This is a genomic window from Streptomyces sp. NPDC051020 (assembly GCF_040683105.1).
Lineage (GTDB): Bacteria > Actinomycetota > Actinomycetes > Streptomycetales > Streptomycetaceae > Streptomyces.
Map to the genome: position 1 here is coordinate 24,409 of NZ_JBFBCG010000059.1, position 23,483 is coordinate 47,891.

A 23,483-nucleotide genomic window follows, 5' to 3' on the forward strand; every position below is an offset into this window, starting at 1 on the left:
CGGCGCAGGGCGCGGGGAGCCGCAACCGGCGATGCGTACCAGCGGGCCAAAGCTAGGCATTCTTTTGTCTGCGGTCAATGAAGTGCCGAATAAAACCCTCGGTGGTGGTGCTCCGCGCCTACGCTGTCTCCGTGACGCACTCTGATCCGACGCTTGAAACGGACCCCGCAGCCGAGCGCGGCGGCCCGCCCCGACCGCAGTCCCTGATGCTGAGCTTCTTCGGCATCCACGTCCTCGGCACGGACACCGCTCTGTCCTCGGCGAGCGTCATCGATGCCTTCGCCCGCGTTCAGGTGGGCGAGGACGCCGTCCGCTCGACCCTCACCCGCATGGTCGGCCGGGGCCTGCTGGAGCGGCACCGGCGGGGCCGCAGGATGTACTTCTCGCTGACCGCCCGGGCCGCCGCCGTGCTCGCCGACGGGCAGGAGCGAATCCGGCAAACCGGTGCCGTCAATCGTGCCTGGGACGGCACCTGGACCCTGGTTGCCTTCTCGCTGCCCGAATCCTGGCGCCGCGAGCGGCACGACCTGCGCTCACGGCTCGTCTGGGCCGGATTCGGCCCGCTGCAGAGCGGCCTGTGGGTGGCCCCCGGTAGGGTCGACGTCGCCCCCGTGGCTACGGAACTCGGGCTGGAGGACCGTATCAAGGCCTTCCACGGCGAGGCTGCCGCACCCACCGAGGCCGGCCCCCTGCTGCGTACCGCCTTCGACCTCGACGTCATCGCCGAGGGCTACCGCGCCTTCCTGGCCCGGTGGGGCGACGGCCACGCGCCGGCCGAGGCGCGCGACGATCTGGGGCGCCAGCTCCTGCTCCACACCGACTGGCTCGACCTGGTGCGCCGCGACCGCCACCTGCCTGCCGAACACCTTCCCGACGAGTGGCCCGCCGCGCGCGCGGAGGCACTCTTCCGCGGGCTGGCGGAGCGGTTCGAGCCCGAAGCCAAGCGGATCGCCGAGGGGATCCTGGACCGCTGGGAGCCGGCTGGATAGCGGGTCGGCCGAGCACGGCGGCGGAGGCGCCGTTCGGGAGGCCTTATGTCAACACCATTGACCTTATGGCCCCCCGGGCGGTCTCATGGCGGCACTTCGGAGGCCCGTACCTCCGTGATCCGAAGGAGCCCCGCCCCATGGACCACCTCACTTCGCTCCGGGACGCCTCGCCGACCCCGTTCTGGCTCGACGACCCCGACCGGCCGCAGGCCGCCCCCGCACTCGTCGGCGGCACCACCTGCGACTTGCTCGTGGTCGGCGGCGGATACACCGGGCTGTGGACCGCCCTCGTCGCCAAGGAGCGCGATCCATCCATGGATGTGGTGCTCATCGAAGCGGACGAGGCCGGCGGCGCCGCCTCCGGCCGCAACGGCGGATTCTGCGAGTCCAGCCTCACCCACGGCCTGCACAACGGACTCGAGCGCTGGCCCGAGGAGATCGGCCTCCTGGAACGACTCGGCCGCGAGAACCTCCAGGCCATCGAGGACACTGTTGAACGCCACGGCATCGACTGCTCCTGGGAGCGCACCGGCTCCCTGCTGGTGGCGACCGAGCCGTACCAGGTCGAGGGACTGAAGGAGGAGGCCGAGGCCCTCGCCCGGTTCGGTGGCAAGCCGCTGCTCCTCGACGCCGAGGCGGTCCGTGCCGAGATCGACTCCCCGACGTTCCGCGGCGGTCTGTGGAACAAGGACGACGTGGCCATGGTCAACCCGGCCCGGCTCGCCTGGGGGCTCAAGCGCGCCTGCCTCGACCTCGGCGTCCGCATCCACGAGCACACGCCCGCCACCTCGCTCGCCGAGCACGGCAGCGTGATCGCGGTCGGTACCCCCTACGGGCGGATCACCGCCCGGCGCGCCGCCCTGGCCACCAACGCCTATCCCTCCCTGCTGCGCCGCCACCGCCCGTACACCGTCCCCGTGTACGACTACGCGCTCATGACCGAGCCGCTGACCGAGGAGCAGCTCGCCTCGGTCGGCTGGCGGAACCGGCAGGGCTTCGCCGACTGTGCCAACCAGTTCCACTACGTCAGGCTCTCCGCGGACAACCGCATCCTGTGGGGCGGCTACGACGCCGTCTACCACCGGGACGGCAAGGTCCGCGCCGAACACGACCAGCGGCCCGAGACCTTCGCCACCCTCGCCCGGCACTTCTTCACGACCTTCCCGCAGTTGGAAGGCATCCGGTTCACCCACGCCTGGGGCGGTGCCATCGACACATCCACCCGTTTCTGCGTGTTCTTCGACACGAGTCATCACGGGAAGGTCGCCTACGCGGCCGGATTCACCGGCCTCGGCGTCGGCGCCACGCGCTTCGGTGCCGAGGTCATGCTCGACCTCCTGGCGGGCGAACGCACTGAGCGGACCCAGCTGGAGCTCGTCCGCCGCAAACCCCTCCCGTTCCCGCCCGACCCGTTCCGCTCCGCCGGGATCGGCATCACCAAGTGGTCGATGGCGCGCGCCGACCGCAACGAGGGCCGGCGCAACCTCTGGCTCAGGACGCTCGACCGCTTCGGCCTCGGCTTCGACAGCTGACGACGCGTAGCCCGAGTGACGAGATCACGCGGGTAACGGGGAACTCGCTGGGCATGACCGCCGGTTGTTCCCCGAAGCGCCACCGACGCCACGACACGGCCGGGTAACGAGCGGGGTGTCCTCGGCAGGCTGGAGATCCACTGATCGATGGGGTCGTCGGCCCGTTCGGGCCATTCGATCAGCCGTGTCACGTCGGGCAGGAGGCTGTGCTCGGTGGTGGCGGCGGTCTGGGCCAGGCGACGGGCCCGGACCGCCGTCGGCCACACCCGCAGCGCCCCGAAACGTGAGCGCATCGGTCCGCGGGAACGCTCCTGCCAGGTGATCTCAGCGAAGGCCTGCCCTCCATGGCCGGTGGCCGGTGTGGCGACCGAGGAGGGCTTGTCGTGGCAGCGGGGCTGCGGCTGCGGTCGTTGCCGGACCCAGGGCGAGGTGGCCGGCTGCGCATGGTGCGGGTGGACGGACGGCCACCATGTTGGCGATGCCCCTGTCGGTCAGGCCGGCTCGGAAGTCCGCGTTCTGCCCGTAGCCGGCGCAGGCCACCACGACCGGCGGCACCAGGTCCCGTGCGGCCCGCTTGTCCAAGATGCTGGGTGTTCGGGTGGGTGGCTGTGAGAGCGGCCACGGGCCTGTGCGTGCTGACGATCCATGCGCGGTGGCGGTGGGTGTCACATTCGTGGATCCGCCGGTGTCTTCATGTCGAACAGGCCGACAGGCCAACGGATAAGGAGAACACCATGACACTGCGCATCCCGAAGGCGGAGCTCCCCACCGAGATGAGGAAAAACATGATCAAGCACCTCGGTGCCGTGCCCGAGCCCGACGAGGTGCTGTGGAACAACCCCGAGCTGGCCGAGGCCAACAAGGAGTTCGCGGCCAAGGTGGGCCAGTGGGACGCGGCCGACGCGAGCCTCAAGACGTTCGCGCACATGGCCGTCGCGGCACAGGTCGGCTGCAGCTGGTGCCTCGACGTCAACTACTTTCACGCGCTGAACCAGAACCTGAACTTGGCCAAGGCGAGCCAGGTGCCGCGCTGGCGGCAGTCGGAGGTGTTCACGCCGCTGGAGCGGGACGTACTGGAGTACGCGGAGGCCATGACGAACACGCCGCCGACCGTCACCGACGAGCTGTCGAAGCGTCTGCTCGACCGGCTCGGCCCGGCGGCGCTGGTCGAACTCACCACAGTCATCGGCTTCGCCAACATGGCGACCAGGTGCAATACGGCGCACGGGATCACGTCGCAGGGCTACTCCGATGTCTGCGAGATTCCGCTGGCCGGGCGTCCTGAGACGTCCGGTGTGGCGTCGACGGCATGACCGAGGACCCGTTCGTCGCCCACCGCAGCCTGCTGTTCACCGTCGCCTACGAGATGCTCGGCTCGGCGGTCGATGCGGAGGACGTGCTGCAGGAGTCCTGGCTGCGGTGGGCCGACGTCGACCGTTCGCAGGTGCGTGACCCGCGGGCCTACCTCGTCCGAACCGTCACACGGCAGGCGCTCAACCGCCTGCGGACGTTGTCGCGCAGCCGCGAGGAGTACGTGGGCGAGTGGCTGCCGGAGCCGCTGCTGACCAGCCCCGACGTCGCCGAGGACGCCGAACTCGCGGAGAGCGTCTCGATCGCGATGCTGACCGTGCTGGAAACGCTCGGGCCCACCGAGCGGGCGGTGTTTGTGCTCCGCGAGGTCTTCGAGATGCCGTACGGAGAGATCGCCGAGGCCATCGGGAAGTCCGCGGCCACGGTGCGGCAGATCGCGCGGCGGGCACGCGAGCACGTGGCGGCCCGGCGCCCGCGGATGCAGGTGAGCCGTTCGGAGCAGCAGGCCGTGGTGGAACGGTTCCTGACCGCGCTGCGCACCGGCCAGTTGCAGGAACTGCTGGACGTCATGGCACCGGACGTGGTTCTTGTCGCCGACGGTGGCGGGCTTGCGGCCGCGGCTCCGGCTCCGATTCATGGGGCCGAAGTCGTGGCGAAGATGCTCGCTCGCCCGGACCGGGTGGTGTCGGCCGTGTGGCTCAATGGCGCGCCCGCGGGCCGGATCGAGATCGACGGCCGACTGGCCGCGGTGAGCCTCGTGGTGGAAAACGGGAAAGTCACCCGGATCCATGCGATGGCAAACCCGCGGAAGCTGACGCGGCTGGATGAACCGGCCGAACTCGCCCGGTAAGCCTGCCACTGCGCGGTCATGAGTGTTCCAGGCGGCGTGGATCGCCTGGAACACTCACGACCGCGCAGTGGCCAGACGCCGAAGTGCAGGGCGAACTCGTACGGGCGCGGTCGCAGCCGCATCGGGACGATCCCGCAAACAGAACAGGGTCCGCAGCGAGATCAGGGCCTGTGCGCGAGCGTTCGACGGGGGTCTTCGGCCCGGGCCGGCGGTTCTGGTGGCGGCGGCTGTCTCCGCGATGGTGGTCGTCCCGTGGTGGCTTGCGTCCTGGACGTACCGATCGACGGTGCAGGTGCACTGGAATTGCCGGTCCAAGCGGGCTGCGAGTTGGTCAAACCGTGCTCGGACGGCTGCGTGATCGTAGCCGCGGGGGAACTCCATCCCTGTTCTTCGGAGGGAATCCCCGTCTTCAGGCGGGGAGGGAATCCGATCCTGAAGCCTGTGGCGCGGAGTGTCGCAGCATCACTTCGGAGTGCTTGAGGCTTGGCCAGGGCGTTTCTGGTTCTCGATGTAGTCCTTGACCGCTTGGAGTGGTGTGCCGCCGCAGGATCCGGCGAAGTAGGAGCCGGACCAGAAGCGTCCGTGCGTGGTGGCCCGGTTCAAGCGGCCGGTGAACTCGGCGCGCAGGTAGCGCGAGGAGACGCCCTTGAGGCTGTTGACCAGGTTCGACAGGGCGACCTTCGGCGGATAGTGCACCAACAGGTGCACGTGGTCCTCTTCGCCGTTGAACTCGATCAGGTCTGCACCGAAGTCGGTGCAGACGTTCCGCATGAGTGCACAGCCGCGCGGGCGAGCTCGTCCTCGAGGTCGTCGAGGGCGCGGCGGGCAGTGGCGATGCGTTCTCGCAGCAGATTCGCGTCCTCCGGTCCCTGCTGCGTCGGTGGCCCTTCCGTCTCCATGTCCCGTGCCTCGTCGAGGGAAGTGATGACCACGCCGATGAGGACGTTGACCAGGACGAAGGAGGCGAGCAGGACGTAGGACGCGTAGTAGACGATGCTCCAGCGGGAGACCTCCAGGCCCGCGCGGACAGCGTCGCCGATGCCGTCCAGGGTCATCAGGAGGAAGAGGGTGAGGACGGCGCGGCCGATTGAGCCGAAGTGCTCGGGGTCGTGGTGCGAGAAGAAGACCCAGCCCACCATCGCGTAGACGTACAACAGCAGCGCGCCCACGACCAGGAAGCTGAGTGTGCCGGGAAGGCTGCGGCCGACCGCGATCAGGAAGACGCGCAGCTGCGGCAGGAAGCGGGCTGAACGCAGAACACGGGCCAGCCGCAACAGCCGTAGCACGGTGGTGTTCTCCCGTACGACGGGCAGGAACGCACTGAGGACGACGACGAGATCGAAGAGGTTCCACGGGTCGCGGAAGAAGGAGCGCGGCCTGTCGGCGTGGGCGGCCAGGCGCAGCACAATCTCCACCGTGAAGGCGGCGACGCAGGCGTGCTCGGCAAGACGCAGCCACCGGTGCCAGTCGTCCACCAGTCCGCTGTAGGTCTCCAGGCCGAGCAGCGCGGCGTTGGTGAGGATCAGGGTGAACACGGTGACGGCGAACCAGCGCGCTTCCGTGAGGGCGCGGCACCGGCGCGCCAGGGATACCCGGGCTGGGGTCACTCGGGCCGTGGGGCCGCCGTCCGTCATCCTGCTCTGTTCCTCCGTGCAGCACACTGTTCCCGGCCAACCGGGCTGGAAGGCGGGTTTGTTGAGCGATCATGCTCCAGGAGAGACTTCTACAGCAATGTAGAGAGAGATGCGCAGCCGGTACGCCGCTTCGGTCGTCATCCGTCCCCCTGGGAGAGCAGATCTGATGTTCGGCCTGAGTGAACTCGCTCTGATCCTCCTCGTCGTCGTGTCCTGGGGATCAAGACGCTGCCCGAGCTGACACGTTCGGCGGGCAAGGCGGCCCGCATCTTCAAGAGTGAGACCAAGGTGCTGAGGAACGACGAGGGGTGAGCATGCGTCGGCCCACCGCTCGTCGGGGACTGGGCCGGCTGCACCTCTGTCCTCAGGCCGCCTGCGGCTGCAGGAAGCGGGCCGACAGTTCGGGCAGGCTCATCGTGCCGGCCAGGCGGCCCGAGTGCAGTCAACAGATCGCCGTATCCAGTCGAGCCACCAGCGGCACAAGACGCCACGCGTCAACCCGACACGTCTGATTGCGTTGCGCTAGGTCCTCTATGTGATGTTTGGCTCATTGTGCCGTTCCTGCTGCCCAGCGCCAATAGAGCTCCGGCTCAGGCTGCTTGTTGCAGCTGACGAGATCGAGTCGGGGGTGCTGCGCCGTCCTTGAATTCCAGTGAGAGGGGAGTGAGCGGTCGTCCTGGTAGAGGCACATGCCTTTCTCTCCCGCGATTCGCCATGCCGTGCGCTTCCAGGTGGTGCTTTTCCAGGGTTGGGGATCCCATTTCTGTTCTGGGCGTGATGCGTCACACAGTGCCAGGCCGGCGCTGCTGGTCAGCTCGGTGAGGCAATATCCTCTGTAAAATACTGTTCTGATCGTTCCGTCGTCCCTGATTTCCCATTTCTGCGCGCTGGTTCCATTGCAGCTGTTGATCCGGACTGCGTCGTACTGCGGCTGCGTGTTCACCGCTTCGAGGCACTGCTCCGGATCCCTGCTGCTGAACTCGGTAGTTCTTCCAATGTCTCCAATGATTTCCCCGAGGCGCGGGTTCCGATGCTCTTGCTGGTACTGACGATGGACCCAGTCCGAATCGTCGAGTGGGAGCGGCCCCTTGTAGGTGCCGGCCAGGGCGCAACTTTTCTTGGAATGGCAATTGGTATGTGCGATGTAGCGCCTGACAGCCGCTTCCTTTTCGGTCACTTGCTCAGGGAGCAGGTTGGGTTCAAGTGACGACATGGTGTATCCAAGATAGGATGCGACGGGGATGCCGGAGAGGTATCCGGCTTTTCTGAAGTATCTGGCCCCGATGCCGTGATCGCTGTGGTCGACCTTGCCGCGGAGACCGAAGGCGAAGGAAGCGTTGTCGTAGTCCAGGGTGAGAATACGTTGCGCTCGTTCCTGCCGGGCGAGGTCGGACAGGGTTCGCAGGAGCTGGTCCTCGGTGTAGCTTTCCGTGCTTTGGAACAGCTGAATCCGTTTACGGGTCGCCAGGAACAGTTTGAGCATGCTCTCACTTTCCTGTCCGTGGGGAAGGCCGTCGTGCAGTCCCAGGAAGACCAGTTTGACGGGTGATTGCGAGCTGCTTTCGAGGCTGAAGGATCTGATGCTGCGACCGTTGACCCGTGTGCTGCCCTCGGTCCAGCGATCTGGAGCCCCGGCAAGCTCCGCATAGGCCGCGCGCACCCCGTTCTCTCTCCTCGCGACGTAGTCCCGGGCTGCCTGTGAGCTCTTCCCGTCATCGCCCGCGGTGAGATAAACGGTGGTGACCGCGCATCCGGCATGGATGGTCTTCCTGATCTCCGGGTCGACAAAGTAGAGGTCGTCGTCGGGATGTGCGACACCGATCAGGGTGCGCTGGCATCCGAGAGGTTCTTGGGCCGCCTTCGACGTCTGGTGCGACGTGGGGCCCGCGACCCTGTTTGCGAGAGGGGAGTCACTCGAAGAGCACAATGATCCCAGAATTGTGAAAATCGCCAGTGCCGTAGCGGGAATCAGCCGGTGCGCCGAGCCAGTTCTGTTGTTGTCCTTCGTGCACGCCACTCGACCATTCCGTCCTTCTCATCCTTTTGGCTCGCATCACGTCCATTCCCAGGAGTGGTCCGGGGCAATACGTGGTCGCGAGTGTGACACCTCCGCGAGATCCCTTGGGCTTCGTCGAAGCGCACAACTCATAGGGGTACCGGTAGTTGGACTGCGCAAAACGACCGACTCGCCGGAACGGCCGAACAGCCAGTCAATGAAGTGGATGACGTGACGCAGGAGCCATGTCGGTCCCGCCGGGCTGTCCTGCCGTGACCGCCGGTTGAGCAGTGTGTGAGGTCGTTGTGCGCCGTCCGTGCTCGGACCGTACAGCCTGCCCGTGCCGGTGCTCAGGGGAGTCCTGTCGCCGAGACCACGCGTTCCAGATGGTAGTAGTGGGCCACGCATGACGCCGGCCACGGCTTGCGCCCGTCGTCACCGAACGGCTCTGTCATTTTGCTGATGGGCAGCCGTGTGTAGGGGAGTACCTTCGCGCCGGCTGCGGACTGGCTGCGCAACCAGTGATCCTGGTGGTCCCATTTCCGAGCGCGGACCGCCATGCCGGCGTCGAGATGCACGAGAGAGACGGCAAGCGCGAGGCAGACCAGGGCGTACACGGTTGCGGCGGCGGCCTTTGGCGGCCCGGTGGGGCGCCCGCGCTCTCTCCACGCGCGGCCGAGGAGTGCGCCCACGAGGACAAGCAGCAGGATATAGAGCAGCACGTAGTCGTTCCAGAGTCGTGTGGACGTCGCGACACTCGGCCCGAAGGCCGGGTAGGCGATGACCGTGCACAGATATCCGGAGACGAGGAGGGCACACACGCCGGTCCGGGCGAACAGCGTCCCGTATCTCATCGGGGGAAGGCGGCCTTCGTGCCGCCGGGCCAGCAGGCTCAGGAGGAGGCCGGCCACGAGGGCCCCCAGGTACTGCCAAGTCGTGAGAAGGATGGCTGCGATGTGCGCGAAACCGCGCAGCGAACCGAAGAGCGATTCGGGAGTGAGTATCGACGCGGCATGGTGACTTTCACGCCGATGCCGTGAGCCCGGAGAACCGAGGAGGATCAGGCTTCCGATGACGATTCCGGTGATCCCTGCGACGCACCAGCCGCGGAAGAAGGTGCGTCGCTCCTGCGGGAAGATCCGGCCGCTGATCAGCAGCAAGCAGCTCAGTACGACCACACCGACGACACAGGTCTCCTCCGACAGCGTGCCCATGAGGAACCCCGCCACGAAGACTGTGAGCAGGGCGAAACCTCTGCCCCGTCGTGATGTGGCCCGCAGGAGGGGAAGGGCCGCAGCGCAGGCGAACACGGGCGGCAGGGTGTGCGAGACGGACGCGGCCGGCCAGTAGAACGTCTTGTAGGTGTTGGGGGACCCGAACAGGAACATCGCCGTCACCATCGATGCCAGCAGGAGGGGGACCCCCCGTGGCACCGTCATACCTGCCCTGGGCAGAGCGCCGGCGACAGCGGCCCAGAGGAGCCCGAGCATCAGCACACCGCTGATCAGGCCGAACCATTGATGCCCGGCGACACCGAACCGGGCATAGCACCAGACCAGCACAGCGTTCATGACGCGCCCGTTGTCCAGGTAGTAGAACTTCCCGACGATCGCGGACAGCCCCCCGTCACGCACGACGGGCAGAAAGCACCAGTCATCACCGGATGGACGCACCCAACGGCCGAACCATGCCGCGGCCGCCAGCAGAGCGACGGGGAGAACCGCGAGCGAATCGACCCACAAAGATCTCCACCATCGAGCTGTCTCGCGGTCCGGAACACCGTCCCTCCGTCGCTCCTGAACGGATTCACCTGTGGGACGTTCCACGACCGGTATTCCTTTCGCTCGGGTCCGACACCGCGCCGCGACCCTAGGGCGTGTTTCGAAAGCCCCGTCTGCCAGGCGGGCGGACGACGCTCCCTTCGAAACACGCCCTAGCGTCCGGGCCCGCCCACAGGCCGGCGCGGTCGGGACCAGTTCGCTCCGGCGTGTCAGCCCTCGGGGCGCCGAACCCGGGAGGAAACGCCGGCCCCCACAGCCCACGCCCCCGCGCTGTCCGGCCGGGTACGACTGTTCACCGGCAGCAGTCAGGGCAAATGGGGCCGGACAGCGCCGAACCGCCCGGGAAGATGGCCAAGTGCCACACAGTTCAGCAGAACATGCGCGCACGTGCCGCTGATCAGAGCCCAGTCTGCACAACTCTCTGTTCGAAGAACACTGCAACGCAGCAGGGAGGAATCAGGAGCCGACCGGTCAGGCGCATCACCAAGGACCGTTCCGGCAGCGACGAGACGGAGCTTCACCCGTTCGGTGCCATCCCGTGGCGTGATTCGGCCGGAAGGCGTCGCGGAGAACGATGAGGCCTGCACAATTCGTTTGATGATGCCTCGGGTCGAGACGCATCAAGAGGACACAGACGCATGCTTCCGAGATGCCGTGACCACACCTGCCAGGGATCCGAATGACAGAGTGCCAGGTTTCGATCGTAGTTCCCTGTTTCAATGAGGACGAGGTGATCGAGCGATTTCACCAAACACTGGTTGTCGTCCTCGAAACGACTCGACGGAGCTTCGAAGTCTGTTACGTCGATGACGGCAGCCGGGACGCGACCAGGGAGCAGCTGCGCGCTCTCGCTGCCGCGGATCCGCGGGTTCGCTACACCTCCTTCAGCCGGAATTTCGGCAAGGAGGCCGCGATGCTTGCGGGATTGCGTATGTCCCGGGGGGACGCCGTGATTCTCATGGACGCCGACCTTCAGCATCCGCCCTCACTCGTTCCCCGGATACTGGAGCTGCGACAGCACGGCTACGACCAGGTCGTCGCGCGTCGGGACCGTTCGGGGGACGGCGTGCTGCGCAGCGTCGTCAGCACGGCCTACTACCGCGCGATGGGGCATTGGATGGATGTCGACATTACCGACGGAGAGGGAGACTTCCGGCTGCTGTCCCGTCCTGCCGTCGAAGCGGTGCTCGCCCTGCCCGAAGCCAACCGGTTCTCCAAGGGAATCTTTTCCTGGATCGGCTTCGACACCGTCAGCTTCACCTACCACAACGTCAGCCGCGCCGCCGGTACCTCGAAATGGGGCGGAAGACGCTTGCTCAACTACGGCATCGACGGACTGATCTCCTTCAACAGCAGACCGTTGCGTCTGGCCGTCTACATCGGTCTCACGCTTTTCTCCGCAGCCTTGGCGTACGCACTATGGATCGTCATCGGCGTCGCCCTGCACGGTGTGCGCGTCCCCGGATTCGCCACCCTGCTGACCGCTGTCGTGGCACTCGGCGGGGTCCAGCTGGCCACGCTCGGAATTATCGGTGAATACGTCGGGCGCATCTACCGCGAAACGAAGCACCGGCCGCTCTACGTGGTGCGCGAGACGGAGGTAAGCGTGCGGCAGGAGCGCCACACCATTGCGGACAGTCATCCGTCCGAAATGCTGTCAGCGACGGATGGGGGAGCCTCCGCGATCGGATCGTCCAAGGGGCGCACCGTGCGCCAGTTCTTCGTCTTCGCGTCGATCGGAATCGTCAATACGGCGGTCTATCTGGCGGTCTACGCCTCCCTGAACCGATGGATCCCCTATCTGATCGCCCACGTCATCGGTTTCGCGGTCAGTATCGTGGGGTCGTTCTTCCTCAATACGTACATCACCTGTCGTACGAAACCGACGTGGCACGGATTCTTCCGGTTTCCCGTCTCGAGTCTCGTCAACCTCGTACTCACCGGCGTTCTCCTCTTTGCCGGCGTACATACCCTGGGCATGGGCAAAAACGTCGCCGCCGTGGCGGCGGGACTCCTTGCCACCCCGCTCTCGTTCCTGCTCGCCCGATGGGCCATCAACTCCGGCACCGCCCTGGCCCAGCAACGGGCCCGCTGATCGGGAACCCGCGCCGGCCAGACCCGAACGGCGCCTCCATCATGAAGGGCACCTGGACACATGACGGCAGAGCAATCGAAGGCCTCTGACCTCTCCCACCCGGAAGACGGATCCGGTACGAGGGGCAACAAGTGGCTGGCGCCACGGTGGACTGCCGTCTGGACCACCGTTCTCGTACTGCTGCCACTCGGCCTTCTGAGCGCCGCGGTCTGGATCGGCCGCATGGTCCGCCCGGGAGCGGACGACTGGTGCTTCCTCCCGGTAGTCCGGGACGACGGCGCATCCGGTCTGATCGACAAGTTCTACTTCCAGGACAACGGACGCGTCGCCAACGCGCTGCTCGTCGTCGCCTACGCCGCGTTCGGGGTCCCGGGCCACAGGTGGTTCGCACTGAGCACCGGCATTCTCATCCTGGGCGTTCTCTGGGCAGTGACCGCCTCAGCGCTCCGCAGCATGGGGATGCGCGCGCCCAGCGCGATCGCGCCGCTGGTGGCGGCGATGATGACAGCCGTGTTCCTACTCGCCACGCAGAACACCTACAAGACGTTCTACTGGCCGGCTTCCTCGGTCTCGCACACCCTCGCGCCCGTTCTGGCCGCCGGCTCCGTCATTCCGCTGCTACGCGCGCGCGCCCGGAACGGCCGCGTCTTCGCCCTCGGCATCGCGCTTGTGGCCGGAGTCTTCATCGGCACACTGTCGGAGGAGACTGTGGTCGTGGTGTTCGTCGTCCTCGCCTTTGCACTGCTGACAAGTTACTGGGCCTTGCCGGGCCCCGGTCGCACGCTGGCCCGCTGGTGGTGCGCGGCTGCCTTCGTCGGTACCGCGATCGGAACTGTCATCCTCTACACGTCGCCGGGCGCGCGCACCCGGCGCGAGCGGTTCGGCGCCAACGCCACGTCAATGTTCAGCCCCGACACGCTCATGACATGTCTGCGCGCGTTCGTGGACATCCTGGGGACGATCCTTTCGACGTGGCAGTACGCCGGGGCCTTCGCGGCCGGCCTCCTCCTGGGACTGCTGGTGCGCGAAGACGGCCCGCGGACGCACGGGCCCCTTTGGCGTCGGCCTCTCCTTCCGGTCCTGGTCGGGGTAATCGCGTTCCTGCTCTCCGGATATCTCTGCACTGTCGTCGCCCATCCGGCATTCGGCGCGAGCGTGGTCACCGCCTCCCGTACGTGGAACGACTATCTGCTGCTCTACGTCATGCTTCTGGTCACCGTCGGCGCCATGCTGGGCCGAGTCCTGCGCGCACGGCAGTGGTTGCCCGGCCCCGCGATGGCGGCCGGGGCAGCGGTCTGCGTCCTGGCCTGCGTCGGACTTGCCGTCCCTCTGGCCCACCTGGAGCGGAAGATGGAGGTACGAGCCCAGCACTGGGACCGCCAGGACCGGTGGCTGCGTATCCACGCGGCACACGGCGACCAGGTGTTGCCCTACACACCGGTCTCGGTCAGCGGGCTGGGCGAACCGTTCGGCCAGCACGGTCAGAGGCCGTGGCCTGCCAAGTGCGTTGCTCAGTGGTACCACCTCAAGCGCATCACCTACTCGCCCCGGCTTCCCTGAACGGAGCCAGCCCATCCGACGACACCGATGGGCTGAGCGCTGTCCCGCAGCTGACCGTTCCGCGCACGCTGGACATGGTGACATGCCGGCTGAGCGCGGCGATTTTCCCGGGGCCCGGGCACGGTCGGGCGTGGAGAGATTTAATTCCGCAGCGTAATGATGAGGAAGTCGGAGATCGATAATGGTTGAAACCATTCGAATGAATTCGGAAGAGAATCTACCTGCTGAGTGGCTACGGCTGGGTCGACGTACTCGGAATGAGGTCTCGGGTATCTCTTTGATTCGGTGAAATGAGATGAGGACCCCTGTCGGAATCTATTCGCCAATTGTGAGTCAATCGTGTACCGCTACTTCAAATGCAGTGTAGGGGGTTGTGCCGACGGGAGTCCTCACATTTAGCAGATGGGCGGATGGATTTGTTCCGGAGTAGCGTTGACAAAGGGAGAGTGATCTGTCGTTTTCGCTGAGTCCCTGGCGTGTGCTTGGCGTAGTCGGCAAAGGTGACTGTCGCCCGGAGTGACGAGGTGTACGCGTATGGAGTCAGATCGTGCAGATCGGATGGTGTCGAGCCTTCGCGCTCGCGGAGTCATGGCGCACGTGGTCGAGGCAGGTGTGTACGAGTTCGGTATCAGGGTCGTGCTCGACGCAGATCTTGAAGCTCTGTGGGACCTTGACGGAGCTGCCGGTCTTGACGCGGAGATCGTCAGCGAAGGCGTGCTCGTCGGCTTCATCCCCCATGTTCCCGGTTCAGAGAATTTCACCGAAGACCAGCTCGTCAACAGCATTGCAACGACGGATTACACCCTAGGCAGCCTCAGCGTCCCGACGGGCCACCCCGTTACGGAAGCCCGGGAATCCGGCGAGGTTCAATCGAATTCAGTTGTGCGTCGTCAACGCCGGGCCCACTGGATTCGGCGTAGCGAAAAGTGAGAAATGGCTCAAGGGCGGTTCGGCCGCTCACGCGGAACCCGCAGGCAGCCGCACCACCCGCGCCCCAGTATCGGTGCCGGTCCCAGAACCAACGCCCCAGGAGTATCACGACGGGGGCGGCGACGTGCAGCTGCTCTATGTCGAGGAAGCTGAGAACGGCGTACCCCCCATGGGCCGGCGGTCTGCCGGGTAACCAACGCCAGTTCCCGTTGCAGCCACTCCCGGTCGCTCCGGCTGCCGCCGACCAGGCTTAACCCTCCGCCGTTCGACACCGCAGCGGCGAGCGCCCCGTCGGTAGACCCGCCCATCGGTGCAAGCGCGATCGGATGCTGCAGGGCCAGGGGCTTGGTGAACGAAATTGTCAATGACATGAGAACCATCAACGGCCTCGGGGCCCCGGAATCACGCAGCCTCGGTCGGGCCGCCACCCTCCGGAAACCGTCGACAAACGGTGCTCCTGGAGATCGACGAAGCCAGGTCGGGGACAGGCTGGTCATGGACCAGGGAGTTCCGGAACCCGCCGCTCACCGTGAGAGCGTCCCAAGGCCTCGTCAGTGTGGTGTTGCCCGGGCGCAACTGTCCTCATCGCCATAGCTCCTGATGGACAACTGCCCGCACCGCCCGCGATCCGAAAGACCCTCGAGACTCCGGCCTCCGCGTCGGCCACCTGGTACGCCGACACAACGAAAGCATCACGGCCACCAACGAGTTGACGAAAATCAGCATCCCGTCACGGCATCCGGGAGGGGCAGGGCGTGTTTCGGAAGTGGCGTCGTCCGCCCGTAGGGCGGGCCAGGCGTGGCCGGGCAGGCGGGACTTTCGAAACACGCCCTAGTCGTCGGGCAGGTGGTACACAGCGAGGGCCGCGGTGTCGTCGTCGAGGCGGTTGTTGCTGTAGGTGAGGAGGTCGTGATGGAGACGATCGAGAAGTTCCCGGGGCTGGAGGGGGCCCCAGGAGAGGACACGTTGGCGAAGCGGGTAGAAGGCCCCGGTGGGGTCGCGTGTTTCTGTGACGCCATCGGTGTAGAACAGCAACTGCTCGCCGGGGCGGAAGGGGTATTCGTCGACACGGTAGGCCTCCGTGAGGAGCATGCCGAGGTTGAGGGGCGGTGCGGGGTCGGCCGTCTCCAGCTCAGTGACCTCGTCGGAGCGAATGAGGAGGGGCGGGGGGTGGCCGCAGTTGACGATGCGGACCACGTGCTGACGGGGGATCTCCGCGAAGACAGCAGTGACGAAGCGCTCACCCACGTCGTTTCCGGCCAGGCGGGCGGCCCTGCGAGCCATGCTCGTCTCCGCCCGGCGGGCAACGGCGGCGAGGTCGGGTTCGTCGTGGGCGGCCTCGCGAAAGGCGCCGAGGAGGGTGGCGGCCGTCTCGACGGCAGGGAGTCCCTTGCCGCGGACGTCGCCGATGACAAGGCGGAGTCCGTACGTGGTGGGGACGGCCTCGTACAGGTCACCGCCGATGCGTGCTTCCGCGGCGGCGGACAGGTAAAGGTCTTCCACCAGAATGGGGCCGATGCGGTGAGGGACCGGGCTGAGCAGGACACGCTGCGCGATCTCGGCCACGAAACGCACGGTGGCGAGGGTGCGTTCCCGGCGCACGCGGTGGGCGGCCAGGATTGTTCCGAGAACGCCGAGCAGAGCGGTGCACAGGTAGGCGGCCACGTAGTGGCGCTCCCACACGTATGCCACCGGGCGGCCCGCGCAGCACGGGGTGCCGGCCAGGACCGCTTCGAAGGCGATCGCGAACACGGTGATGGCGGCGACAGCAGCGGGGCCGTGGGCGAAGGCGGCGATCACGGGGAGGGCGATGAGCATGAAGCTCACCGGCCACTGCACGGGTGTAATGGGTTCGAGCGCCAGGACGCCCGCGACGTAGAAGGCGGGCAGCCAGCGCATCCAGGCGGGCGCGGCCGGCACCTGCGGGCCCCCACCGCCAGGCCGCGCTGCCGATCCGCTCGCCGCCCCGGGGCGGCCTGGCCGCCTCACCGCTCACTTCGACGCGGAGTGAGCGGCGCGAGCACGGACGGAGCCCGGTCGCAGGACGGAGCTACTGTGTGGCCTGCACGCGGACGGCGGTCCTGGTGGCTCCACTCACACAGCCTGTACACGCGGGGACTCCTGGCACATGAGGTGGTCAAGAGGTCCATCTTGCGGCGTTGCGGGGCTTTGGGTCGGCCATTGCTCCAGCCCATGGCATGTCAGGACCTTGGTGCGGGGTTCGCGCGCCGGGAGGTGGCGGTGGTGCGTCCGCAGGTGTGAGTGGTGGGCGGCACCGGTTCCCGGAGGACGAAGTCTCCTCACCTGAGGTCGCGAGGCGGTGCTCCGTCACGCTGGGCAAGGTCGGCGACTGCCGGATCGGGGGTGGCGGCCGTTGGCCGAGTCCGCTCAGTGCGCCACTGTCGGGGTGCGGTCCGACGTGAGCCCCGCCCTGGTGCGGGACGGCGACCGGCTGAGTGTGTTCACCCGGGGCGCGGACAGCTCGCTGCGGCAGCAGACCGGGCGCGACGGCCACCGGGACGCGCGGACCACCGAGATCGTGCACAGCTCGCTGCACGGCGAGGACCCCGTTCCGAGTTACCGTGCCGTCCTGGACGCGGTACGCGACCAGGACCCGGCTGCCGCCGAACGCGCCATGCGGGCCCTGTTCGACCAGGCCGTACTCGACCTGGACCGGGCCCAAGGCACCGGATCGGCCAACGACGAGGGGGCCGGGGCCCGGTGAAGATCACTCGCATCGAGACCTTTCTCGTACCGCCCCGGGCGGGCGGCCACCGCCTTCGACGGCTCCCAGGTCCACACCGTGCCCGCGCCGCGGGTCGAGGTTGTCGAACCGGTGGGCGCCGGTGGCGCGTTCGCGGCCGGGTTCCTCGCCGGGCTGCTGCGCGGCGAGGACACCGTACGGGCGCTGCGGCTGGGGCATCTCACGGCAGGCGCCGTGGGTTACGGCGACCATGGCCCACTGCCGGACCACGCCCGTCTGGCGGAGCTACTGGACGCGGCGCCCGAGGAGTGGTCAGGAGGCGGGTGACCTGTCGATTTGGACACCCGTCGCCGAGTCCGTACCCATGCCGGGCAGTTCCGCTGCCCGGCCCGGTTACCCGCCGCTGGCACCATCAAGTACGGGTGAATCTCACTGAGTTCGCCCGTATTGGCCATGGGCGTCAGGACGCGGAAGCGCGACTTGCCGTGGTGCCCGTGCGGAACGGGGTGAAGTGCGCCGGGGGATGATCGATGAGCAGGTCTGGACGCCAGGCTGTGAGGATCTGAGCGGAGCAGTCGAACAGCCCTTGCGGGAGGGCGGCCAGGCTGTACCACCTCCAGTCGCCGACACTCTCGTCCGGCTGGTTGGCGGGTTCACCCTCCCAGGCTCTGACGACGGCGCCGACGGTGACGCGCAGCACGTCGTCCACGCGGTCGACCAGCGTCCCCAAGAGGGTGACGTCCTGACTGGATGCTTCGAGACCCGTTTCCTCGGCCAGTTCGCGCACGACAGTCTCTTCGAAGCTCTCTCCGGGCTCCACCGTGCCCCCGGGGAGTTCCCACGTCCCTCGGCGGTGCCGGCCGAGAAGCAGACCTTGCTCGCTGACGAGGATGACTCCGACCCCAACGGCCGCGTGCGGGACCGGCGCTCGGTGCGTGCGTGGGCGGCTGGAGATACGGGTCGGGTGCCGACGTGGCAGGCGCCTTGCCCGGACGAGCTGGATCACGACGGGGTTGTCGTCCTGCGGCGCCCGCAACAGGTCCACTGCTTCGACGGTGAAGCCGTGATCAGTGAGCAGGCCCTCCCACAGCTGCGGAGTGAGCACCCACATCTGGGTTGCGATGGGCTCCTCGTCCCGTAGCCGGATGACCTGCTCGCGCGATGCCAGGGTGCTGGAGGGACCTCGACTGTCGCTGTCGGTATGCAGGGCGGAGAAGACGAGAGGCGCGCCCTCCGAGAGACCGTCCTGCAGGGCCGGGAGCAGATGGTGCGGGTCGATGCAGCCAAAGGTGCGGATGCCGTAGGCAACGGCGTAGGGCTCTGCATCGTCCAGATGGTCGGCGACGTCGGCGCAGACGAATCGCACACCGGGCTCGTTACCGTGGTCGGCCATGGCGCGTTGGTGCTGAGTGGGCGACATGTCGATCCCGTCCACGAGGGCTCCGTGGGTACGCGCAAGATGCACGGCGTGATGGCCGGGCCCCGACCCGATGTCGAGTACGCGCTTTCCCCGTAGGTCGCCGAGGACCTCGGCGCCGGGGCCGACGCCGGGCCAGAACGCCCAGTCGATGCGGTCCGGTACCGGCGGCGAGTAGCCGTAGTCCAGCTGCCGCTGCCCGTAGATGGTCCAGCTCTGCTCGTTGATCGACTGCGCTGTCATGGGCGGGCTTCCTCCGAGGGGATGGGTGGATTCAGAGCTGCAGCAAGTAGCAGTGGAAGGAGGAACCGAGCTTGGTCACCTGGACCTGCGACCACGACATGGTGAGCAGGTCGGCGTCTTCGGTGCTGAGGTCCCATGCCTTGGGTTGTCCTCCCCGGGAGGCGTCGTGGACGGAGGTGACCACCCAGAACGTGCCGCCGGGCGCGAGCATGCTGCGTACGCGGGAAAGGAAGGCGGGCTTGTCGGTGACCCACCGGTAGACGAGTCGGCAGGCGATGACGGCGAACGCCGGGTGGGGCAGGCGTGCGGGGTCGTCGGTGTCGAAGTCGTGGACTCGGATGTCGAGGTCCGGGTGTTTGCCCTGGGCGGCGGCCACCGCGGTGGGAGCACAGTCGATGCCCGTGGTTCGGTAGCCGAGCCGGGTGAGTTGGGCGGTGAGCGCGCCTTCGCCGCAGCCGACGTCGAGCGCGGGCCGGCCGTGGCCGGGGCCGAGCCGGCAGCGCAGCGTCTCGGCCTCGTCCGCGTCGATGGTCCGGTAGCGCCGGCCCTGTTGCCACAGCGGCTCCCAGTACGCCGCGCCCGCCAACTCCGAAGCCGCGGGGTGATTCATGAGGGCCAGCCCATGAGCGTGTACGGCGTGCCCTGGCCGATGGCGGTCAGCACGGTGAGGGTGTGGTCGACGAGAGGCTCGGGCAGCGCATCCAGCGGCCACCACCGCCACTCCGTCCACCCGTCCGGTTCGAGGACGCGAGGCTCCCCGTGCCAGCGGGAAGCGGTGAAGAAGAGCTGTAGGCGCGGGATTGTGCTGCCCGGGTCGAGAATGTCCAGGGTGTGCACGAGTGTGAGATCGGCTTCTGCGATGGTGAGGCCGGTTTCCTCTGCTGCCTCGCGGACCGTGCACGTCAGGGCCGACTCGCCCTGTTGACGGTGCCCGGCTGGAAGGTGCCAGGTCGAGGGCGCGCAGGCGCTGTCAGGGCGGCGCTTGCCGAGCAGGACGGCGCCGTCCCGTACGAGGACGAGGTGGGCGCCAACGATGCTGTGTCCCCGGTGGTCGCTCTCTTCTCGGACGCGCATGGTGGGCGGCGAGCCGACAGCGTCGAGGCGAGGGTTCGGGCGCCTCCGGTGCTCGTGGATGACGGCCGCTGTGCCGGGATCCATGGTCATCTCTGCGGTCTCATCGACATGGGTCCAGCGCAATTGGATGCCCTCGTGGAGGGGAATTTCGTGAGCTGGTTGGTTCAAGGTGCCCAGATAGACGAGGACGCGGGCCGTGAAGGCACCGTCGGCATCGAGGGTGTCCAAGGTGATGAAAGGGGTAAGGCCGGGGATGGTAAGGCCAGTCTCCTCGAGAAGTTCGCGGGCGATGGCCTCGTCGCAACTCTCGCCGGGCTCGGTATGGCCGCCGAGGAGGGACCAGTGCCCAGGACGCCAGATCGGCTTGTTCGCGTCGCGGAGGTGCAGCAAGTACCGCCCAGAGTCGTCGACTAGAAGGGCAGCTGTACCGGGCAACTCGGATGTACGGCAACTGGATGAGCTTCCGGAGGCATTCGTGGTGGTCACGCGGGGCCTTTCGTGCGATCGAGAAGAAGCACGGGGTGAAGCGGGGCTGCTACTCAGCGTTCTTGGGACAGACGTAAGAGATCCGCGAAGGTGCCGCCGGCATGGACGAGGGCGTCGTACGTGCCCTGCTCGGAAAGGCGGCCGTGGTCCATGAGGACCATGTGATCTGCGATCCTGGTGTTCTCTGGGGGGTCCGGCTGTGGTGTGACGTCGTACGGAGCCCTCCCGTCGGGGTGACTGCGGCGGTTCTCAGGGAGTGTGGCTCTGCGGTCACTGCTCCGTCTCCACGATGCACCGGATCCTGTGCGAACAGGGGCAGTCCGGCGAGCGCCGACGCCAGGCCACCCATCCCGCGAAGGCGGTCCCCGAGCTGGTCGCCACCGCGCCGTCGCAGGTGTTCACCTGGGACATCACCAAGGCGGCCGGACCGGTCAAAGGCGTCTGGTATCACGCCTGCTACTCGGCGGCCTACCGGTTGGCGACGGCGCACAGTCACGTGATCTACGAGTCGCACCTGGAACTCGCACGCCTCCTGATGCAACATGATTCAAACCAGTTCGGGTTGAGGTTCCGTCAGCGGAGCTGGTGCGGCCTTCGGTTCCCACAGTTTGGTGGTCCGCACGTAGCCGTGGACCACTGAGGTCATCGCCAGAAGGAGAAGTGGTCCAAACACCCACGGATGTTCGGCCATCTCCATCGGCAGATAGCGATATGACACCAAGAGTGCCGTGAAGACCGTTGCACCGTAGGCGACCAGCTGGATTCCTGACCGGTCCCAGCCGCGTTCGAGCGAGCGCAGCGCTGCCTCGATCGTCAACGTGAACACCACGCCGGCAATGATATCCGCGCCGTAGTGGTAGCCGAAGCCCAGCGTCGCGCCCAGCGTGGCAATCAGCCAGCACGCGCCTGCGAATTGCAGAATCCGTGGGCCCTTGAGGGAATGGATGAAGATGGCGGTAGCCCACGCTGTGTGCAGGCTGGGCATGCAGTTGCGTGGGGTGATCTCGTCGAATGGCATGTGGTGCGGAGTATTGATCGGCGGCGGCGTGTCCGGCCACAGGTTGGCCACCGCCCAGTGCCCGCCGTCGGCGCCGTAGGCGAAGATCGGCCCGACCACGGGGAAGATCATGTAGATGCCCGGCCCGAGGAGGCCGATGACCAGAAAGGTGCGCACCAGATGGTGGCGCGGGAAGCGACGCTCGACCGCCACGCCACGTAGCTGGTACACCGTGACGACGACCGCGGCCACCGGAAGCAGAGTGTAGACGTAGTCGAGAAAATGGGTGCCGATCGGGCCGGTGGCTGTGACGATCCGGCCTACCATCCACGACGGGTTGCCGAGCGCGTGATCGGCGGTTGCCACGTACTGGTCGAGGACCGCCGGGCGAGTCTTCGACGTGATGAGTAGCCAGGCGTCGCCAGTCTTACGGCCGGTCACCAGCAGCACGCCCAGCCCGACACCCTTCAGTAGCAACACACGTTCCCGGCCCGTGCGGCGCGTGAGAGCGATGACCGCATAGCCCAAAATCACCCACAACGCGCCGTTGCCGAAGGGGTGACCGTCGGTCACTTTGGTGTCGGTCGCCCACCGCACCAGTAGGAAGGTGAGGTCGATGCCTATCGCGACACCAGCCGCGATGAACCGTTGTCGCCAGGTGAGCACCACCATCATCAGCGCCATGCTGGCGTACAACAGGAAACCCGATTGGGGGGCGAATACCACCTCTTGCGCCTGGGTGGTGATCGGTCCAGGTAGGCCGTAGTGACGCGCGGCGATCTCCAACGCGATGAGGAATCCGAGGGTCACCACCGCCGCCGTGGCCCATAGTATCGCCCGTGGTTGACGCCACATGGCGAACGTAATTCTGTTGTTTTTTCGTGAAAGGACCCGCGATGCTATAGGTATCAATTGTTTGGCCGATTTGTTAGATGTTAATTAAAGACACTCTTCGTGCCGGATGCGTGGATTTCCGGTGAAGGACGGGCGATGGCGCTCGTCGTGAGTTCGAACATGCTATCGGGGTGGTGCGGGTAGGTCGAAGGACCCCGGGTGGTGCGAAGGCCGGTCGATCCCGGCTCGATGGTCCAGCGTCTCGGGAATGACCACGGAACTCTCGAACGCCCGGCGGGCATCGAGGGCGACACGGGCTACCCGGCGGCCTTGACGCGTGTGTAAAGGGCCGAACTGGCGGCCTGGGCTGAGGTGTTGGCATACCGCCAACACGCCGAATACAGCGATCAGTTCTCCCGTGGTGACGTCGACCTGGTCAGAGGGACTCCGGCCATGTCCACCCCCCGTACGCACGGGCCGCTGTCTCTACCGCGCCGAGCGGGCCTACGTCGACGACGCCGGCATCGGACACGAGGTCCTGCACTGTACGCCGACGGCCACATCACAAGCCTCATGACGTCACGCACGTCTCGTCTGACGTGACAAGCACCGGACTCGGTGGGCCGAGGATGCCCGGCCATCTCTCGACCTGGCTCTGCTTGACCTTGACACAGTGACAAGGTCTTCACTGTGTCAAGGAGGTGGTCCCGATGATCACGCCGAAAGAGGACACGAACACGATGCGAGCTCTCCAGGGGCTGGGGAACGACAGCTCGTCGGTCCGGCTGCAGGCAGCTCTGGCGGTCGGCACGACCCCGGACCCGGGGTTCATCGGCAAGCTCATCGAGCGATGCGCGGTCGAACCCGAGTTCTACGTACGCGAAATGCTGACGTGGGCACTCACCCGCTACGCGGCATCGATGACGGTCCCGGTACTTCTCGACGAAGTCCGCTCAGAGGTCGTTAAGTCCCTCTTCCCCTGCTTCGCGATCACTCGTTCGTGTGGCCGTGATCCGTACTGGCGTGCTGGATGGGGCTCGGGTGATCTCC

The 23,483-nt window shown here is 66.8% G+C and carries 18 protein-coding genes and 5 pseudogenes; 12 read left to right on the forward strand and 11 right to left on the reverse strand.

What is annotated here, in order from left to right; all coding sequences use genetic code 11:
* Positions 1 to 131: 131 nt before the first annotated feature.
* Positions 132 to 989, forward strand: a complete 858-nt coding sequence (locus AB0N06_RS27405) for a PaaX family transcriptional regulator C-terminal domain-containing protein (RefSeq protein ID WP_366137349.1) — start codon at positions 132 to 134, stop codon at positions 987 to 989.
* A 137-nt stretch (positions 990 to 1,126) separates the two neighbouring features.
* Positions 1,127 to 2,521, forward strand: coding sequence for an FAD-dependent oxidoreductase (locus AB0N06_RS27410; RefSeq protein WP_366137351.1), 1,395 nt, complete (start codon positions 1,127 to 1,129; stop codon positions 2,519 to 2,521).
* Between the two features lie 116 nt (positions 2,522 to 2,637).
* On the opposite strand, the pseudogene AB0N06_RS27415 reads toward AB0N06_RS27410, so the two are convergent.
* Positions 2,638 to 3,262: pseudogene (locus AB0N06_RS27415) on the reverse strand (transposase); the annotation flags it as partial.
* Between AB0N06_RS27415 and AB0N06_RS27420 the strand changes: the two are divergent.
* Together AB0N06_RS27420 and AB0N06_RS27425 are read left to right on the forward strand one after the other, a co-directional pair.
* Positions 3,256 to 3,834, forward strand: a complete 579-nt coding sequence (locus tag AB0N06_RS27420) for a carboxymuconolactone decarboxylase family protein (protein WP_366137352.1) — start codon at positions 3,256 to 3,258, stop codon at positions 3,832 to 3,834. The pseudogene AB0N06_RS27415 and the gene AB0N06_RS27420 overlap by 7 nt on opposite strands.
* Complete coding sequence (locus tag AB0N06_RS27425) at positions 3,831 to 4,682, forward strand: RNA polymerase sigma-70 factor (RefSeq protein WP_366137353.1); 852 nt, start codon at positions 3,831 to 3,833, stop codon at positions 4,680 to 4,682. The genes AB0N06_RS27420 and AB0N06_RS27425 overlap by 4 nt, the downstream gene beginning before the upstream one ends.
* Before the next feature lie 462 nt (positions 4,683 to 5,144).
* Here AB0N06_RS27425 and tnpA read toward each other — a convergent pair.
* Together tnpA and AB0N06_RS27435 are read right to left on the reverse strand one after the other, a co-directional pair.
* A pseudogene (gene tnpA, locus AB0N06_RS27430) lies at positions 5,145 to 5,444 on the reverse strand (IS200/IS605 family transposase); the annotation flags it as partial.
* Complete coding sequence (locus AB0N06_RS27435; protein ID WP_366137355.1) at positions 5,417 to 6,316, reverse strand: ion transporter; 900 nt, start codon at positions 6,314 to 6,316, stop codon at positions 5,417 to 5,419. The gene AB0N06_RS27435 and the pseudogene tnpA, both read right to left, overlap by 28 nt.
* Before the next feature lie 237 nt (positions 6,317 to 6,553).
* Here AB0N06_RS27435 and AB0N06_RS27440 point away from each other — a divergent pair, with 237 nt between their 5' ends.
* Positions 6,554 to 6,628: a hypothetical protein gene (locus AB0N06_RS27440; RefSeq protein WP_366137368.1), complete on the forward strand. Its 75-nt coding sequence runs from the start codon at positions 6,554 to 6,556 to the stop codon at positions 6,626 to 6,628.
* Positions 6,629 to 6,863: 235 nt separating this feature from the next.
* Here AB0N06_RS27440 and AB0N06_RS27445 read toward each other — a convergent pair whose 3' ends face one another.
* Positions 6,864 to 8,333, reverse strand: coding sequence for a PIG-L family deacetylase (locus AB0N06_RS27445; RefSeq protein ID WP_366137356.1), 1,470 nt, complete (start codon positions 8,331 to 8,333; stop codon positions 6,864 to 6,866).
* Between the two features lie 329 nt (positions 8,334 to 8,662).
* A complete protein-coding gene (locus AB0N06_RS27450; protein ID WP_366137357.1) occupies positions 8,663 to 9,946 on the reverse strand; it encodes a DUF6056 family protein in 1,284 nt (427 codons plus the stop codon).
* 826 nt (positions 9,947 to 10,772) lie between these two features.
* Between AB0N06_RS27450 and AB0N06_RS27455 the strand changes: the two genes are divergently transcribed.
* The 3 genes from AB0N06_RS27455 (at position 10,773) to AB0N06_RS27465 (ending at position 14,678) form a co-directional block, all read left to right on the forward strand.
* Entirely contained in the window at positions 10,773 to 12,188 is a 1,416-nt protein-coding gene (locus tag AB0N06_RS27455; protein WP_366137358.1) for a glycosyltransferase, read from the forward strand.
* A 60-nt stretch (positions 12,189 to 12,248) separates the two neighbouring features.
* Positions 12,249 to 13,748: a DUF6056 family protein gene (locus AB0N06_RS27460; protein WP_366137359.1), complete on the forward strand. Its 1,500-nt coding sequence runs from the start codon at positions 12,249 to 12,251 to the stop codon at positions 13,746 to 13,748.
* A 588-nt stretch (positions 13,749 to 14,336) separates the two neighbouring features.
* Complete coding sequence (locus tag AB0N06_RS27465; protein WP_366137360.1) at positions 14,337 to 14,678, forward strand: hypothetical protein; 342 nt, start codon at positions 14,337 to 14,339, stop codon at positions 14,676 to 14,678.
* An 8-nt stretch (positions 14,679 to 14,686) separates the two neighbouring features.
* Here AB0N06_RS27465 and AB0N06_RS27470 read toward each other — a convergent pair whose 3' ends face one another.
* Positions 14,687 to 15,175, reverse strand: coding sequence for a nitronate monooxygenase (locus tag AB0N06_RS27470; RefSeq protein ID WP_366137361.1), 489 nt, complete (start codon positions 15,173 to 15,175; stop codon positions 14,687 to 14,689).
* A gap of 334 nt (positions 15,176 to 15,509) precedes the next feature.
* Positions 15,510 to 16,598, reverse strand: coding sequence for a PP2C family protein-serine/threonine phosphatase (locus tag AB0N06_RS27475; protein WP_366137362.1), 1,089 nt, complete (start codon positions 16,596 to 16,598; stop codon positions 15,510 to 15,512).
* 616 nt (positions 16,599 to 17,214) lie between these two features.
* Between AB0N06_RS27475 and AB0N06_RS27480 the strand changes: the two are divergent.
* Together AB0N06_RS27480 and AB0N06_RS27485 are read left to right on the forward strand one after the other, a co-directional pair.
* A pseudogene (locus AB0N06_RS27480) lies at positions 17,215 to 17,403 on the forward strand (GntR family transcriptional regulator); the annotation flags it as partial.
* Between the two features lie 36 nt (positions 17,404 to 17,439).
* Positions 17,440 to 17,709 (forward strand): annotated as a pseudogene (locus AB0N06_RS27485) (PfkB family carbohydrate kinase); the annotation flags it as partial.
* A 133-nt stretch (positions 17,710 to 17,842) separates the two neighbouring features.
* Here AB0N06_RS27485 and AB0N06_RS27490 read toward each other — a convergent pair.
* The 3 genes from AB0N06_RS27490 to AB0N06_RS27500 are packed head-to-tail and all read right to left on the reverse strand — an operon-like array spanning position 17,843 to position 20,602.
* Complete coding sequence (locus AB0N06_RS27490) at positions 17,843 to 19,042, reverse strand: NUDIX domain-containing protein (RefSeq protein ID WP_366137363.1); 1,200 nt, start codon at positions 19,040 to 19,042, stop codon at positions 17,843 to 17,845.
* Between the two features lie 31 nt (positions 19,043 to 19,073).
* Entirely contained in the window at positions 19,074 to 19,652 is a 579-nt protein-coding gene (locus AB0N06_RS27495) for a class I SAM-dependent methyltransferase (protein ID WP_366137364.1), read from the reverse strand.
* Positions 19,649 to 20,602 carry an NUDIX domain-containing protein gene (locus AB0N06_RS27500; protein ID WP_366137365.1) on the reverse strand — a complete coding sequence of 318 codons (954 nt, stop codon included), beginning with the start codon at positions 20,600 to 20,602 and terminating at the stop codon, positions 19,649 to 19,651. The genes AB0N06_RS27495 and AB0N06_RS27500 overlap by 4 nt, the downstream gene beginning before the upstream one ends.
* 247 nt (positions 20,603 to 20,849) lie before the next feature.
* Between AB0N06_RS27500 and AB0N06_RS27505 the strand changes: the two are divergent.
* Positions 20,850 to 21,050, forward strand: a pseudogene (locus tag AB0N06_RS27505) (IS3 family transposase); the annotation flags it as partial.
* Between the two features lie 99 nt (positions 21,051 to 21,149).
* Here AB0N06_RS27505 and AB0N06_RS27510 read toward each other — a convergent pair.
* Entirely contained in the window at positions 21,150 to 22,454 is a 1,305-nt protein-coding gene (locus AB0N06_RS27510) for a phosphatase PAP2 family protein (RefSeq protein ID WP_366137366.1), read from the reverse strand.
* Positions 22,455 to 23,143: 689 nt separating this feature from the next.
* On the opposite strand from AB0N06_RS27510, the gene AB0N06_RS27515 reads away from it, so the two are divergent.
* Positions 23,144 to 23,483 (forward strand): HEAT repeat domain-containing protein (locus AB0N06_RS27515; protein WP_366137367.1); only part of this gene is annotated, 340 nt, incomplete at its 3' end.

Coding starts and splice junctions, on each gene's coding strand:
- AB0N06_RS27465 (WP_366137360.1), top strand. CDS start 14,337: ATGGCGCACGTGGTCGAGGCAGGTGTGTACGAGTTCGGTATCAGGGTC.
- AB0N06_RS27435 (WP_366137355.1), bottom strand. CDS start 6,316: ATGACGGACGGCGGCCCCACGGCCCGAGTGACCCCAGCCCGGGTATCC.
- AB0N06_RS27495 (WP_366137364.1), bottom strand. CDS start 19,652: ATGAATCACCCCGCGGCTTCGGAGTTGGCGGGCGCGGCGTACTGGGAG.
- AB0N06_RS27510 (WP_366137366.1), bottom strand. CDS start 22,454: ATGTGGCGTCAACCACGGGCGATACTATGGGCCACGGCGGCGGTGGTG.
- AB0N06_RS27420 (WP_366137352.1), top strand. CDS start 3,256: ATGACACTGCGCATCCCGAAGGCGGAGCTCCCCACCGAGATGAGGAAA.
- AB0N06_RS27470 (WP_366137361.1), bottom strand. CDS start 15,175: ATGACCAGCCTGTCCCCGACCTGGCTTCGTCGATCTCCAGGAGCACCG.
- AB0N06_RS27425 (WP_366137353.1), top strand. CDS start 3,831: ATGACCGAGGACCCGTTCGTCGCCCACCGCAGCCTGCTGTTCACCGTC.
- AB0N06_RS27460 (WP_366137359.1), top strand. CDS start 12,249: ATGACGGCAGAGCAATCGAAGGCCTCTGACCTCTCCCACCCGGAAGAC.
- AB0N06_RS27455 (WP_366137358.1), top strand. CDS start 10,773: ATGACAGAGTGCCAGGTTTCGATCGTAGTTCCCTGTTTCAATGAGGAC.
- AB0N06_RS27490 (WP_366137363.1), bottom strand. CDS start 19,042: ATGACAGCGCAGTCGATCAACGAGCAGAGCTGGACCATCTACGGGCAG.
- AB0N06_RS27410 (WP_366137351.1), top strand. CDS start 1,127: ATGGACCACCTCACTTCGCTCCGGGACGCCTCGCCGACCCCGTTCTGG.